The organism is Xanthomonas sp. BRIP62415 (genome assembly GCF_003993515.1).
Classification (GTDB): Bacteria; Pseudomonadota; Gammaproteobacteria; order Xanthomonadales; family Xanthomonadaceae; genus Xanthomonas; species Xanthomonas euroxanthea.
This window is the reverse complement of the sequence record NZ_QEZH01000010.1, coordinates 35,219-50,352: the sequence shown is the minus strand read 5'-3', so window position 1 is coordinate 50,352 and position 15,134 is coordinate 35,219. Positions and strand designations below refer to the sequence as shown.

Sequence of the window (15,134 nt, the reverse complement as noted above, 5' to 3'; positions counted from 1 at the left end):
AGCGAACGGCGTGTTATGTCTGATGAGAGATGGGGCGGGGGCCTGGTCGACGGGCGAGAACGGATGCGATGCCAAGGCGTCGGCACGGGGAGGCAAGCGGCCGCAGCGCTGGCTCGGTGCCGTTGTCTGCATGCTGCTGGCGCTGTGCTCGCTCGCGGCACTGGCTGCACCGGCCGGCACGGCGCCACTGCGCGATTACGCAATCGACAGCTGGAGCTCGCGTAACGGCCTGCCGCACAACTCGCTGCGCGATATCGCCCAGACCCGCGACGGCTACCTGTGGTTCGCCACCTGGGAAGGGCTGGTGCGTTACAACGGCCTGGAATTCAGCATCATCGACCGCAGCACGCGTCCGGGCTTGCCCGACAACGGCGTCGGTGCCTTGTACGTCGACCGCGATGGTGCGCTGTGGCTCAGCGATGCGCGCGGCAATCTGGTGCGTCATGGCAGCGATGGGCAGTGGCGGCACTGGCAGCGGCAAGGGCAGTGGCCGCAGGCGCTGATCCATGCGATGACCATGGATGCGCGTGGGCGCATGTGGCTGCTGTTCGAGGGACACGGGCTGGGCTGCCTGTGGCCGGATGGGCGCTTTGAGTACTTTCCGCCGCGTGATGGCGTGCCGCTGCAGAGCAGCTTTCCGCGCATGGCGTTCGATGACCGCGGCCGGCTGCTGATCGGCACGCTGGACGGCCTGATCTACCGCGAACCGGACGGACGCATGCATCGTGCCCCGGCCGCATTCGGCATGCCGCCAGGGCTGGCATGGCCGTACCGCGCAGCGGACGGTACGCTGTGGGTCGTCGCCGGCGAGCAGCTGTACCGGCTGCAGGGTGAGTCCGCCGAAGTGGTGCATCGTGTGCCCGGGCAAGGCCACTTCACTGCGATGCTGCAGGATCGCCACGGCGACCTGTGGCTGGGCAGCGAAAATCAGGGGCTGCTGCGCATCGGCAGTCATGGCGTGGAGCACTTGCCGGCCGGTCGCAGCCTGCCGACCGGGCGCATCGTCAGCCTGCGCGAGGATGCCGAAGGCAGCATCTGGGTCGGTGCCAACGGCGGGCTGTTTCGCCTGCGCGAAACCCTGTTCAGCAGCTACAGCCAGCGCGATGGCCTGAGCGGCGACTACGCCCGTGCCGTGCTGGAAGACCACGACGGCAGTCTGTGGATCGCCGGCACCGCCGGCCTGGATCGCATGCTGCCGGACGGACGCATCGTGCCGGTGGCGGTGGCCACACCATCCGGGCGCAAGCTCTCGGTGCTCAGCCTGGCGCTGGATCGGCGCGGCGATCTGTGGGTGGGCACCTATGCCGATGGCGTCTTCGTCTTGCGCAACGGACGCCTGCTGCGGCATTACGGCGATGCCGAGGGCATTCCCAGCGGGCATATCCGCGCCATCGTGACCGAAGACCCCGGCGTGGTGTGGCTGGCCACGCAGCGCGGGGTGGTGAAGCTGGTCGACGGCAGGCGCCAGTCCCTGGCCGTCGAAGGCCTGCCGGACGGGGTCGTGACCGCACTGGCCAGCATCGATGGCGCGCTGTGGATTGGCTCGGTCGACGGCGCGGCGGTGCTGCGCAACGGAAAGCTGCAGCAGCTGGATCTGGAAGCCCATGGCGGCGCGCGGAGTGTGTTCGGTTTTCAGCGCATCGGTGACGTTGTCTGGATCTCCACCGATCGCGGCCTGTACCGCATGCGCAACGGCAGGCTCGCACGCGTGGGCCTGGAGCAGGGCATGCCGGTCGATACGGTGTTCCAGCTGGTCGACGACCGATTCGGCAACGCCTGGATCAGCAGCAATCGCGGCGTGCTGCGCACGCCACTGATGCTGCTCGACTCGGTTGCCGATGGGCGCGGCCGGCTGGTCATCGAACGCTATGGCGAGATCGACGGCATGGGCAACGCGCAGGCCAACGGCAGCTCCGGGCCGAGCATGATCAAGCGTGCCGATGGCTCGATCTGGGTTGTCACCGCCGGCGGCGTGAGCACGGTCGACCCGGCGCGCCTGCAGCGCTTTCGCGAGCGGCCCGCACCGCCTGCAGTGATCGAGAGCGTGCAACAGGACGCACGTCCGCTGACATGGCGGCAGCGGGCACGGCTACCGGGTGGGCATCGCCTGAACGTGTCCTACGTCGGCATGAGCTTCCTGCTGCCGGAGCGCATCGAGTACCGCACGCGCCTGGAAGGGCTGGACAACGACTGGATCGAGCGTGGCCGGCAACGCAGCGTGGAGTTCATCGGCCTGCCGCCGGGACGCTACCGTCTGCATGTGGCGGCCCGTCATCCCGGCGGTGCATGGAGCACGCACGAGGCGATGTGGGCGTTCGAGGTGCTGCCGCTGTGGTGGCAGCGCCAGGACGTGCGCTTTGCCGCGGTGCTGGGCGCGATGTTTGCACTCGCGTTGGTGTATCGCTTCCTGCTGCGCCGCTACAAGACCCATAACGCGCGCCTGGCCGAACTGGTGCGCATACGCACCGAAGATCTGCAATTGCAGGCACAGCGCCTGCTGCAGGCCAACCAGGAAAAGAGCGAGCTGCTGACGCGGCTGCGCATCAAGTCCGACGTGTTCGAGCGCCAGGCGCACGAGGACGCCCTGACCGGACTGCCCAACCGCCGGCATTTCGACGAGGCGCTGGCGCGCGACATCAGCCGCGCACGCCGCAGCACGCGCCCGTTGGTGCTGGCGATTCTGGACATCGACCACTTCAAGCGCATCAACGACCACTACTCGCACGCCAGCGGCGATGCGGTACTGCACGACGTCGGCGTGCTGCTGACGGCCGCCGCGCGCGCATCGGACCTGCCGGCACGCCTGGGCGGCGAAGAGTTCGCGCTGCTGCTGGCCGATACGACGCTGGACGATGCGCAGGCGCTATGCCAGCGCATCCGCGAGCTGTTCCATGCGCGCCACGACTGGGGCGGCGTGGACGGCCTGCAGGTGACCTTCAGTGCCGGCGTGGCCGAGTTGCGCGATGACGACACCGGCTCATCGCTGATGCAGCGCGCCGATCACGCGCTGTACCAGGCCAAGAGCGCGGGGCGCGACCGGATCTGCGTGGGTTAGGTGCTGGGATTGGGGAATGGGGAATCGGGAATCGCAGAGCAAGGTGCCTGGCGCTTTCCTTCTCCTGCGGGAGAAGGTGCCCGAAGGGCGGATGAGGGCACGGCCACACGGCGGCGCCACTAACTGCTGATTTCTCGAGCAGGAAGCCTCGCTGCTCTTGCGATTCCCCAATCCCGATTCCCGATTCCCGGCTCGATCAGCCCGCGCTAGGCCCCGGCCACGCATTGGCGATCGTGCAGAACAGCCGCGCGGTCTGTTCGGTGTCGTAGACCGCGCTATGCGCGTCGGCGGCGTTCCAGTCCAGGCCCGCGGCCTGTGCCGCGCGCGCCAGCACGGTCTGCCCGTACGCCACGCCGGCCAGGGTCACGGTGTCGAACACGCTGAACGGATGGAATGGATTGCGTTTGTGGCCGACACGCGCAACCGCGGCGTTGAGGAAGTTCAGATCGAAGTGCGCGTTGTGCCCGACCAGGATCGCGCGCTGGCAGCCGTACTTCTTCACTGCCGCGCGCACCGGTGCGAACACGTGGTCCAGCGCGTCCTTTTCCTGCTTGGCGAAACGGAACGGATGGTCGAGCACGATGCCGGTGATCTCCAGCGACTTCGGGTCGATCTCCAGCCCCGGCGCCGGCACCAGATGTGCGCTGGCGGTCTCGCCGGGGAAGAACCGCCCGTCGGCATCCATCTCGATCGGCACGCAGGCGATTTCCAGCAAGGCGTGCCTGTTCCAGTCGAATCCTCCCGTTTCCACGTCCACCACCACGGGCAGGTAGCCGCGAAAGCGCCGCGACATGGGCAGGAAGGAGGGGGCAGGTGGCAGGTCGACCGGTGCGTTCATCGGCATAGCCTAGCAGGTCGCACGACCGGCCCGATCGTGGCAGTCGGCAGCTTGCCCGCACGTCCGGACCGGCGATCGGGCAAACAAAAGCCCGACCCGTGTTGCCACGGATCGGGCCCGATAACCTCGCATCGCAAGCGCTGGCCTCAGCGGGCGGCGACCACACTTGCGATCAGGCCGGTGGCCACTGCAATCAGAACGTAGTTGTTGTCCACGCGGCGCCACTCGTGCCCGCGCTGCGGCGCATGCAAATGATGCTTGCGGTAGTCGGCCACGCGTGTGCCGCGATGGTCCGGTGCCAGACGTTCGCCGCGCCGATAGGGCGGGCCACGACGATCGTTGCGGTGGTCGTCGTTGTGCGCGCCAGGGCGGTGGTCACGCCTGTCATCGTGCCTGTCGTCGCGATGCTCATCGCCACGGTCCGGACCACGCGCGTCGTGGTGCTGCGCGCGCTGATCGCGGTCGTCATGCTGTTGCGGCGCAGCGAACGCTGCACCGGACGTCAGCAGCGACACAACCATGAGGGATCCGATGATGCGTTTCATCTGCGTACTCCTGCGTCACAGGAACAGCCTGTGTGATTGCACCCAAGGCGCAATTTGCTGAATACGTAATGATCAGGGCCTCTGCGCTTGTTCGCGGCGTGCCAGCGGGGGTCGCAGGCGGGGGGTCAGATGACGCCGGTGGTGCTGGTGTCGTCGCGCTTCAGGCGCGGCGGCAGCGGCTGCTCGCCATGGACCAGGAACCACACGTTCTCGGCGATATTGGTGGCGTGGTCGCCGATGCGCTCCAGGTTCTTGGCCATGAACAGCAGGTGCGTGCACGGGGTGATGTTGCGCGGGTCTTCCATCATGTAGGTCAGCAACTCGCGAAACAGCGCGGTGTATTGCGCATCCAGGCGTGCATCTTCATCGCGTACGCGGATGGCCGCATCGGCATCCTTGTTGCGGTATGCCTGCACCGCCTCGCGCACGGCGTCGGCCGCCATCTGGCCAAGTGCACGCAGGCCCACCGTCTGCGGCAGCGGCGGTGCCGAATTGAGCGCGATCGAGCGCTTGGCGACATTGGCCGCGTAATCGCCGATGCGTTCGATATCGGCCGGAATGCGCAGGCCGGCCAGGATCTCGCGCAGGTCGCGCGCCATCGGGCCACGCAACGCCAGCCGCATCACGTCGTGGCTGATCGCATGCTCCAGCGCATCGATCGCCTCGTCGTTGACCACGATGCGATGTGCGGCGTTGTCGTCGCGACGCTCCACCACATCCAGTGCGGCTTCCAGCTGCGCCACCGCCGTGTCGCCCATGCGCACGATCTCGGCGACAAGACGGTGCTGCTCCTCGTCGTAGCTTTTGACGATATGGTCGTTGAGGTGCTGGTTCATCGTGGTCTCGATTCGTGGCGGTGGTGGGTGTCCGCCTTCACCTTGGCGACATCGCAGGTGAGGGGGATGTCGTGCCGGGCAAGGGTGCGGCGAAGCGGCGTCGATGCGGGATGCGGCGCCCGCCTTACATCAACCGAAACGACCGGTGATGTAGTCTTCGGTCTGCTGCTTGGACGGCTGGGAGAAAATCGTTTCGGTGCGGTCGTGTTCGATCAGGTCGCCCAGATACATAAAGGCGGTGTAGTCGGACACGCGTGCGGCCTGCTGCATGTTGTGGGTCACGATCACGATGGTGTATTCGCGCTTGAGCTCTTCCACCAGTTGCTCGATGCGGCTGGTGGAAATCGGATCCAGCGCCGAGGTCGGTTCGTCCAGCAGCAACACATCCGGCCGTAGCGCCACGGCGCGTGCAATGCACAGCCGCTGCTGCTGGCCGCCGGACAGTCCCAGCGCGCTTTGCCCCAGCTTGTCCTTGACCTCGTCCCAGAGCGCGCCCTGGCGCAGCGCCTGCTCGACACGGTTCTGCATGTCGGCCTTGGACAGTTTTTCGTGGTGACGGATGCCGTAGGCGACGTTTTCGAAGATCGTCATCGGAAACGGCACCGGCTTCTGGAACACCATACCGACCTTGCTGCGCAGCCGGTTCATCGGGTACTTCGGCGAGAGGATGTTTTCGTTGTCCAGCAACACTTCGCCGCGCGCCTCCATCTTCGGATACAGCGCATAGATGCGGTTGAAGATGCGCAGCAGGGTCGACTTGCCGCAACCGGAGGGCCCGATCAGCGCGGTGACGCGCTTTTCTGGGATCTCGATATTGATGCCCTTGAGCGCGTGGTACTTGTCGTAATAGAAATCCAGGTTGCGTGCGGCCACCTTCACCGGCGCCTGCGCGGCCGGTGCTCCCTTGGCGGCCGGAACGGCGATGCGATGCATCGGCATGGCGTTTTGGAGATCGTTCATGTGGGGTGTCCGGAGGGAGAGGTCAGTCATTGGAGATCTTGTTGCGCAATAGCAGGGCACGCGCGCCCAGGCTCACCAGCAGCACGAACACGGTCAGCACCAGCGCGCCGGACCAGGCCAGGGTCTGCCAGGTCTCGTAGGGGCTGCCGGCGAACTGATTCATGATCACCGGCACGCTGGCCATCGGCTGGAACACATTGCTGTTCCAGTACTGGTTGCCGAAGGCGGTGAACAGCAACGGCGCGGTCTCGCCGCTGATGCGGGCCAGGGCCAGCAGGATGCCGGTGAGGATGCCGGCCGAGGCGGCGCGATACAGCACCTGCACGGTCACCTTCCACTGCGGAATGCCCAGCGACAGCGCCGCTTCGCGCATCTGCGCCGGCACCAGGCGCAGCATTTCGTCGGTGGTGCGCACCACCACCGGCAGCACGATGAAGGCCAGCGACAGCGCGCCGGCAAACGCGGAGAAGCGCCCGCCGGTCTGCATCACGTACAGCGTGTAGACGAACAGGCCCAGCACGATCGACGGTGCCGACAACAGGATGTCGTTGACGAAACGCACCACCAGCCCGGCCTTGCGTGCATTGCCGTACTCGGCCAGCCAGGTGCCGGCGGCAATGCCCAGCGGCGTGCCGATCGCCAGTGCCAGGCCGCACATCACCGCACTGCCGAAGAAGGCGTTGAGCAGGCCGCCTTCCTGCATCGGCGGCGGTGTCATCTTGGTGAACAGGTTGACGTCGATGCCCGGCACACCCTTGGACAACAGGGTCCACAGGATCCAGGCCAGGAAGAACAGGCCGAACACCGCGGTGACGCACGACAGCAACAGGGCGATCGCGTTGGTCACGCGGCGGCGGTTGTACAGTGATTGCGAGACCGAGGACATCAGTTGCCCTCCCGACGCGACAGCTGCATCAGCATGAAACGCGCGATCGCCAGCACGATGAAGGTCACGATAAACAGCACAAACCCCAGCAGCAGCAATGCCGAACGATAGGTTTCGGTGGCCTCGCCGAAATCATTGGCGATCAACGCGGCGATGGTGGTGCCGGGCTCCAGCAGCGACGGCGACAGCCGCACCGTGTTGCCGACCACGAACGCCACCGCCATGGTCTCTCCCAGCGCACGGCCCAGGCCCAGGAACACACCGCCGATCACCGCGGAGCGGGTGTAGGGCAGCACGATGTCCCAGCTGACTTCCCACTTGGTCGACCCCAGCGCGTACGCCGATTCCTTCAGGCGCGTCGGCACGGTCAGGAACACTTCGCGCATCACCGAGGAGATGAACGGAATCACCATGATCGCCAGCACGAAGCCTGCGGTCAGCAGACCGATGCCTAGCGGCGGGCCCTGGAACAACGGGCCGATCAACGGCAGCGTGCCCAGGTGATCGTTGAGCCAGGGCGTCACGTGCTCGGTCATCACCGGCACCAGCACGAACAGGCCCCACATGCCGTAGATGATCGACGGGATGCCGGCCAGCAGTTCGATCGCGGTGCCGACCGGGCCACGCAACCAGCGCGGCGCCACCTCGGTAAGGAAGAACGCGATGCCGAAACTCACCGGCACCGCAATCACCATCGCAATCAGGGCGGTGACCAGGGTGCCGTAGATCGGCGCCAGCGCACCGTATTTGTTTTCCACCGGATTCCAGTCGGCGGAATAGAAAAAACTCAGGCCCTGCATCTGCAAGGCATGGCGTCCGCCCCACAGCATCGACAGCGCGGCGCTGCCGAGCGCCAACAGGACGAAAACGACCGTGGCGGCCAGCGCAAGCTTGAACAGGCGATCGGCACGCGCATCGCGCAGGTCGCGGCCGCGCGGGGCGGTCATCGCTTCGGGAATGGCGGTGGCATTCATTCGATTGGACTCGTCACCCGCGCAACCGCGGGAGCGTGAGACAGCAGGAACGGCGAGGCGCCCGCAGGCACCTCACCGCAGCGCATCCCGCCACGACAGCGGGTGCAGGGCATCACTTGAACTCGCTGGCCCAGTAGGCCTGGATCTGCTGCACCAGCTCCGGCGGCAGCGGCACGTAATGCAGTTCGCTGGCCTGGGCCTGGCCGTTGTCCAGCGCCCACTTGAAGAAGTCCAGCGTCGCCTTGCTGCGCGCCGCATCCTTGGGCTGCTTGTGCATCAGCATGAAGTTGGTCGCGGTGATCGGCCAGGCCTTCTCGCCCGGTGCGTTGGTGATCACCAGGTTGAAATCCTTGGCGTTGGCCCAGTCGGCGCTGGCGGCAGCGGCGGCGAAGCTTTCCGCGTTCGGCTCCACCCACTGGCCGGCGGCGTTCTGCAGCGAGGCGTACGGCATCTTGTTCTGCAGGGCGTAGGCCAGCTCGACATAGCCGATCGAGCCCTTGATCTGCTGCACGTACGAGGCGACGCCTTCATTGCCCTTGCCGCCGACGCCGCCGGGCCACTGCACCGAGGTGCCTTCGCCGACCTTGCTCTTCCACTCCGGGCTGACCTTGGACAGGTAGTTGGAGAAGTTGAAGGTGGTGCCCGAGCCATCGGAGCGATGCACCAGGTTGATCTTGGTGGCCGGCAGGGTCACGCCCGGATTGGCCGCCACGATCGCCGCATCGTTCCACATCGTGACCTTGCCCAGGAAGATGTCGCCCAGCAGCGCGCCGGTCAGGCGCAGCTTGCCCGGTGCGATGCCTTCCAGGTTCACCACCGGCACCACGCCGCCGATCGCCGACGGGAACTGGCCCAGGCCGGCCTGCTGCAGTTCGGCGCTATCCAGCGGCTTGTCGGTTGAACCGAAGTCCACCGTGCCGGCCTTGATCTGCGCGATGCCGCCGCCGGAGCCGATCGACTGATAGTTCACCTTGTTGCCGGTGGCGGCGTTGTAGTCGGCCGACCACTTGGAGACCAGCGGATAGATGAAGGATGCACCGGCGCCGGAGATTTCGGCGCTCTTGCTGTCACTGGCGGTGGCGCCCGCGCTGGGCGCGCCCTTGGCGGTATCGCCGGACTGCGCATCCTTGCCGGGCGAGCAGGCGGCCAGGGCGAGGGCGATGGTGAGGGACAGGGCGGTCAGGCTGGCCGACTGCAGTTTCATGGAAGCTCCGAGGCTGGATTGGCCGGGGGGCCCGGCAGACCACGCTATGAAATGATGTTTTTGTTACACGTGCATGACAGTGCCTTTTGGAGAAGGCATCACAAAAAAGACGCGACCCCCATGGGGCCGCGTCCCGGTGCCGACGCCGGGGAGAGAGACGGCGTCGTTCCTGTTGCTGTGCGTGGCGTTACTTGGGCAGGTTCTTGGCCCAGTAGCCTTCGATCTGGGTCACCAGGCTGTCCGGCAGCGGCACGTAGTCCAGCTGCTTGGCCTGCGCATCGCCCTTGCTGTAGACCCAGCGGAAGAACTCCAGCGTGTTCTTGAGGCCGGCCGGGTTTTTGGGCTTCTTCTGCACCAGGATGAAGTTGGTCGCGGTGATCGGCCAGGCGTTGTCGCCGGAGGCGTTGGTCATCACCAGGTAGAAGTCCTTGCTGTTGCCCCAGTCGGCGCTGTTGGCAGCGGCGGCAAAGGTCTCGTCGGACGGCTGCACGAACTTGCCGGCGGCGTTCTTCATCGCGGTGTAGGCCATCTTGTTCTGCAGCGCATACGACAGCTCGACGTAGCCGATGCCGCCCTTGATCTGCTTCACGTACGCGGCCACGCCCTCGTTGCCCTTGCCACCGATGCCGGTCGGCCACTGCACCGCGGTGCCTTCGCCGACCTTGCTCTTCCAGTCCGGGTTGACCTTGGACAGGTAGTTGGTGAAGTTGAAGCTGGTGCCCGAACCGTCGGAGCGATGCACCACGGTGATCTTGCCCTCGGGCAGCTTCACGCCCGGGTTGAGCGCGGCGATCGCCGGATCGTTCCAGGTGCTGACCTTGCCCAGGAAGATGTCGCCCAGGGTCTTGCCGTCCAGTTTCAGGGCGCCTGCGGCCACGCCGGGCACGTTGACCACCGGCACCACGCCGCCGATCACCGACGGGAACTGCGCCAGGCCGGCAGCGGCCAGTTCTTCCGGCTTGAGCGGGGCATCGGACGAGCCGAAGTCCACGCTGGCCGCCTTGATCTGGGCAATGCCGCCGCCCGAACCGATCGATTGATAGTTGACCTGCTTCTTGGTGGCCGCGTTGTAGTCGGCCGACCACTTGGACATCACCGGGTAGATGAACGAGGCACCGGCGCCGGTGACATCGGCGGCCTGGGCGCACAAGGCCAGCGAGGCGGTGAGCACGCCGACGGCCAGACGGGTCTTCAGAGAGTGGATCACGGAACAGCTCCTGTAGCGAAGGGATGAGGACGTCCCGCAGTCGCGCCATTGCAGGGCAGGGGCATGACCGCGCGGTGTCCGGGAGATGACATGCAGATGACGGCGTTGCGGCCGGGCGCATTGCCGGGCCAGGCGGGTCGCCGCCATGGCGCGCTCACGGCAGCGCGGCAGGGCGGCCGGATCGATCGCGCACTTACCAATAGAACTGCGCACGTGCCTCGATGATCGACGGGTTGTCGTCGACCAGGCCACGCGTGGCGCTGTTGTAGCGGGTGCTTTCCACCTTCGCGTAGTCGAGTGCGAACTTGAAGTTGGAGCGCCAGTACCAGTTGGCGCCGACCGTCCACACGTCCATCTTGCCGCCCAGCACGCCGTCCACGAACGGGGTGGTGCCGTTGGAGACCAGGTGGCCGTCGTTGAGGTCCAGGGTGTCGTAGCGCACCGCCAGCTGCCACATCCCCGAGGCCGGCGCGTTCGGCAGCGGGGTGGTCGGCACGCCGGCCTTGTAGCCCCAGGTCTCGCCGGTGATGTTCCAGACACCGCTGACGTACCAGCCATCACTCTTGTAGTCGTTGGCGTTGTTGCCGATGCGCTTGGCGTTTTCCTGGAAGAACTCGCCCTGCAGCTTGAACGGGCCGGTGATCCACATCGCCTCGGCTCCGGCCACACCCACGCTGTCCACGTTGGTGATGGCGCCGCTGTCGATCAGGCGCACCGTGGTCAGGTCGGCGTCCGGGCGCGCGCGCAGGCGCAGGGTGTCGTCGTCGGTGTCGTACCCCAGGTAGCTCAGGCCAACGTGCAGCACATTGCCGCTCTCGTTGATCGGCGCCCAGGTGCCGCGTGCGCCGTAGCCGCTGCCATGTGCCTGGTTGCGGGTCAGTTCGCGGCCGAACGCGCTGGCGGTGATGCTCCAGTCGTTGTCGCCCATTCCGTAGGCCACGCCGAGCCGGCGCGAGATGCCGTAGGTGTTGGTCACTGCGGCCTTGGAGACGAAGTCGTTGTTCTTGGTGCTGGACAGCTCTTCCAGGCTGTTGGGCTGCTTGAACTGGCCGATCTGCAGATAGTTGTTGGCGTTGCCGGCGAACTTGTACTTGATGTTGTTGTCGAGGAAACGCCCGGTGCTGCGGATGGTGGTGCCGCGGATGGTGACCTCCTTCAGCACGCTCGGGTCGTAACCGGCCACCCATTCGAAATTGCCCGGGCCCTTGCCCTTGAGCACCAGCTCGGCACGGCGGATGCTGAATTCGGAATTGTCGCCATTGGCTCCGATCGGGCCATTGAGATCCTGCACATCGTTGTGGAACCAGTTGCCATCAGCCTGGACCAGGCCTTCCAGCGACATCTCCGAGCCGCCGATCACGTCGATGGCGATTTCGGCATGCGCGGCGGGTGCGGCCAGCGCCAGCAACAGGGCAGCGCCCAGCAGGGTGGGAGAAAGTTTCATATGTGCCTTGCGACCTGAGAAAGTGAGCGCAGGCTATGGCGTGAAAGTTGCGTTAATGTGACAACTTCGGATCGCGTTGCAATCTGATTTTTGTCAACAAAGACAAAGATTTACGCGTGTTTGTCTTTTGTCAGTGTGTGTCATGAGTCTGAACGGGCTGCCTCGTATGACAGATGTGACAGTGGCGTGGTTCACCGTTTCAGCGAGCTCAAGCTTATTGCGACCTGAACCAACCAGGTGGAACGGCGGCGTATCAGGCGCTTTGTGCGTCGCACCACTTGCACAGGCGCGTTCTAAATTGTTAGTTTCGAGGCCATGTTTCCCCGATTCCTCCAATTGCTGTTGGCCTGCCTGCTCGCGCTCACTGCGTGGTCGGCGGCCGATGCGCACGACCGCATCCACGATGCGCTTGTGGGCGATGGCGTGGCGGTGATGGCGGATGCTGGTGAAGAACGCGACGCAGCCGATGATCTGCAGGATGATGGGGACGCACAGACCCAGGTCGATACGCACTCTGCAGACGACATCCCCTTGCTCTCCCAGGCATGGCCGGTGGTCGCACGTTATTTCCCCTCCTGGTACGCGCATTACGCGCCGGCAACTCAAAAACGCGACCTGATCCCGCAACTGCGTCCTCCCAACGCAGCGCGCGCCTGATCCTTCGTTAGTCGCGTCAACCGGTGCAGCGCACCGGCTTCCTTTGATTTGTTCGTCTTTGCAATTCGCGGCCTGCGCCGCGGATGGCCATTCGTTGCCTAGAGGTATCTCCCATGGAAAGTTTGCTAGAAGGTTTTCGTCATTTCCGTAAGGAAGTGTATCCGCGCCAGAGTGCGCGCTTTCAGGAACTGGCCGGCGGCCAGAGTCCGCACACGTTGTTCATTACCTGCGCCGACTCGCGCGTCATGCCGGAGCTGATCTTCTCCGCACAACCGGGCGAATTGTTCGTCTATCGCAATATCGGCAATGTGGTGCCGCCTTACTCCCAGCACGTCAGCGGCGTGGTTGCGGCGATCGAGTACGCCATCGCCGTACTGGGCGTGCGGCATATCGTGATCTGCGGCCATACCGACTGCGGCGCGATGAAGGCCGTGCTCAAGCCGGAATCGCTGGAGGACGTGCCATCCGTGGCGGCCTGGCTCAAGCACACCGATGCGGCGCGTCACGTCACGGCCCATCACGGACACGACCCGCACAGCCAGGAAGCGCTGAGCTGCATGACCGAGGAGAACGTGGTCTCGCAGCTGGACCATCTGCGCACGCAGCCGGTGGTCGCCGCGCGTCTGGCGGCCGGTACCTTGCGCATCCACGGCTGGATCTATGACATCGCCCACGGCGAGATCCGCGCCTTCGATGCCGAGAAGGGTGGCTTCCGTCCGTTGTTGGCGGACAACACCCCCGAAGCCACCCCGCGTCCGCGACTGCAGCAAGTCGTGCGCGCCGAACTCGCCTGACGGAGCACATCATGAACACATCAGGTATCGGCGGATATTTCCGCCAGGGACTGTTCGGGCGTGATTTGTTGTCGTCTGTCGTGGTCTTCCTCGTCGCACTCCCGTTGTGCATGGGCATTGCGATCGCTTCCGGCATGCCGCCGGCCGCAGGCCTGATCACCGGCATCATCGGTGGACTGGTCGTCGGCTTCCTGGCGGGCTCTCCTCTGCAGGTGAGCGGACCGGCCGCCGGCCTGGCTGTGTTGGTGTTCGAACTGGTCCGCGAGCACGGCATTGCCGCACTGGGTCCGGTGATCCTGGTGGCGGGCGCGATCCAGCTGATCGCTGGTCTGTGCCGCGCAGGCGTGTGGTTCCGGATGACATCGCCGGCCGTGGTGGCCGGCATGCTGTCGGGCATCGGCATCCTGATCGTGGCCTCGCAGGCGCATGTTCTGATGGACGCCGCTCCCAAGGCGCGCGGTCTGGAAAACTTCGCTGCATTGCCGGCCGTGGTGTGGCAGGCAATCACCGAAGGCACCGGCCGTACCGCGTTGTTCGTGGGCCTGGCCACCATCGGCATCATCCTGGCCTGGGACAAGCTGCGTCCGCAGCGTCTGCGCTTTTTGCCAGGTGCGTTGATCGCCGTAGTGGTGGTCACGGCGACGGTGCAGTTGCAGGGCCTGAACGTCAACAAGGTGGACGTGCCGACCAATCTGTTCTCGGCGATCAGCATCCCCAGCGTGGCGGACATCTTCGGCGTGTTCAATGCGACGTTGCTGGTGTCTGCAGTGACCTTTGCCTTCATCGCCAGCGCAGAGACCTTGCTGTCGGCGGCGGCGGTGGACCGCATGCATCAGGGCGCGCGCACGCAGTACGACCGTGAGCTGGCGGCGCAGGGTGTGGGCAATATGCTGTGCGGCTTCCTGGGCGCATTGCCGATGACCGGCGTGATCGTGCGTAGCGCGGCCAATGTGCAGGCCGGAGCGGCCACGCGCATGTCCACGGTGCTGCATGGCGGCTGGTTGCTGGTCTTCGCAATGCTGCTGCCGTGGCTGTTGCGGATGACGCCGGTGGCATGTCTGGCCGGCATCCTGGTCTACACGGGAGTGAAGATGATCAAGATCGGTCAGGTCAAGGAGCTGGCGACCTATGGTCGTGGCACCGCGGCGATCTATCTGGCGACCACCTTCGCGATCGTGGCGACCGACCTGCTGACCGGTGTGCTGATCGGCTTCGGCCTGTCGTTGTTCCGTCTGGCCCTGCATTCATCGCGCCTGAAGGTGGACGTGCGTGAGCACGAGCACAAGAAGGACGAGATGCATCTGACCCTGCAGGGCTCGGCAACGTTCCTGAAGGTGCCGGCGATGGCGCGCACGCTGGAGAGCGTGCCGCCGAACACCGCCCTGCATCTGGATGTGGCCAAGCTGCATCACGTCGACCATGCCTGCATCGAGTTGTTGCGCGACTGGAGCCGGAATGCGGCCTCGCGCGGCTGCGAGCTGGTGGTGGACTGGAAGGAGCTGGATCGACGCGTGGAAGGCCAGCCGGCGGTGGAAAGCGTGCTGGTCGAACAGCGCGTCGAACAAGCCAAGGCGGCGTAAACCTGCTGCAACGCCCGGCGCTCGCGCCGGGTGAACTCTATCGTGACCGGGTGATGCATGGCGCCGCAAGACGCATCATCTGGTCGCGATTTTTTTATGGCCGGGAATCGGGATTCGGGATTGGGGAATCGGAAAAGCCGGGATTGGCGGTGCT

The 15,134-nt window shown here is 65.4% G+C and carries 13 protein-coding genes; 4 read left to right on the top strand and 9 right to left on the bottom strand.

The annotated features are described in order from the left end of the window. Positions 1-22 precede the first annotated feature (22 nt). Positions 23-3,055, top strand: a complete 3,033-nt coding sequence (locus tag EO141_RS02305; RefSeq protein WP_127168442.1) for a ligand-binding sensor domain-containing diguanylate cyclase — start codon at positions 23-25, stop codon at positions 3,053-3,055. Between the two features lie 196 nt (positions 3,056-3,251). Here EO141_RS02305 and rnt read toward each other — a convergent pair whose 3' ends face one another. The 9 genes from rnt to EO141_RS02260 all read right to left on the bottom strand — a co-directional run bounded on the left by rnt (position 3,252) and on the right by EO141_RS02260 (position 11,949). Next, positions 3,252-3,899, bottom strand: coding sequence for a ribonuclease T (rnt, locus tag EO141_RS02300; protein ID WP_104582773.1), 648 nt, complete (start codon positions 3,897-3,899; stop codon positions 3,252-3,254). A gap of 140 nt (positions 3,900-4,039) precedes the next feature. Continuing rightward, positions 4,040-4,438: an RcnB family protein gene (locus tag EO141_RS02295; RefSeq protein WP_119132255.1), complete on the bottom strand. Its 399-nt coding sequence runs from the start codon at positions 4,436-4,438 to the stop codon at positions 4,040-4,042. Positions 4,439-4,563: 125 nt separating this feature from the next. Then, positions 4,564-5,274: a phosphate signaling complex protein PhoU gene (gene phoU, locus EO141_RS02290; RefSeq protein WP_005994733.1), complete on the bottom strand. Its 711-nt coding sequence runs from the start codon at positions 5,272-5,274 to the stop codon at positions 4,564-4,566. A gap of 129 nt (positions 5,275-5,403) precedes the next feature. Next, on the bottom strand, positions 5,404-6,234 hold the full coding sequence (gene pstB / locus EO141_RS02285) for a phosphate ABC transporter ATP-binding protein PstB (RefSeq protein ID WP_016902480.1): 831 nt from the start codon (positions 6,232-6,234) through the stop codon (positions 5,404-5,406). Between the two features lie 22 nt (positions 6,235-6,256). Further along, a complete protein-coding gene (pstA, locus tag EO141_RS02280; RefSeq protein ID WP_039511726.1) occupies positions 6,257-7,120 on the bottom strand; it encodes a phosphate ABC transporter permease PstA in 864 nt (287 codons plus the stop codon). Next, a complete protein-coding gene (gene pstC / locus EO141_RS02275; protein WP_006450306.1) occupies positions 7,120-8,094 on the bottom strand; it encodes a phosphate ABC transporter permease subunit PstC in 975 nt (324 codons plus the stop codon). The genes pstA and pstC overlap by 1 nt, the downstream gene beginning before the upstream one ends. Positions 8,095-8,206: 112 nt before the next feature. Further along, positions 8,207-9,298, bottom strand: coding sequence for a phosphate ABC transporter substrate-binding protein PstS (gene pstS, locus EO141_RS02270; RefSeq protein ID WP_104648424.1), 1,092 nt, complete (start codon positions 9,296-9,298; stop codon positions 8,207-8,209). A gap of 187 nt (positions 9,299-9,485) precedes the next feature. Beyond that, complete coding sequence (pstS, locus tag EO141_RS02265; protein WP_115676666.1) at positions 9,486-10,505, bottom strand: phosphate ABC transporter substrate-binding protein PstS; 1,020 nt, start codon at positions 10,503-10,505, stop codon at positions 9,486-9,488. Positions 10,506-10,698: 193 nt separating this feature from the next. Further along, the gene (locus tag EO141_RS02260) at positions 10,699-11,949 is read right to left on the bottom strand and encodes an OprO/OprP family phosphate-selective porin (RefSeq protein WP_126941756.1); all 1,251 of its coding nucleotides are present in this window, start codon (positions 11,947-11,949) and stop codon (positions 10,699-10,701) included. A gap of 336 nt (positions 11,950-12,285) precedes the next feature. Between EO141_RS02260 and EO141_RS02255 the strand changes: the two genes are divergently transcribed. From EO141_RS02255 to EO141_RS02245, 3 genes are all read left to right on the top strand, one after another. Continuing rightward, positions 12,286-12,606 (top strand): hypothetical protein, encoded by a 321-nt coding sequence (locus tag EO141_RS02255; protein ID WP_181116173.1) that lies wholly within the window; start codon positions 12,286-12,288, stop codon positions 12,604-12,606. Between the two features lie 113 nt (positions 12,607-12,719). Then, entirely contained in the window at positions 12,720-13,400 is a 681-nt protein-coding gene (locus EO141_RS02250; protein ID WP_016902474.1) for a carbonic anhydrase, read from the top strand. A gap of 11 nt (positions 13,401-13,411) precedes the next feature. Next, complete coding sequence (locus EO141_RS02245; protein ID WP_104582779.1) at positions 13,412-14,980, top strand: SulP family inorganic anion transporter; 1,569 nt, start codon at positions 13,412-13,414, stop codon at positions 14,978-14,980. Positions 14,981-15,134 lie beyond the last annotated feature (154 nt).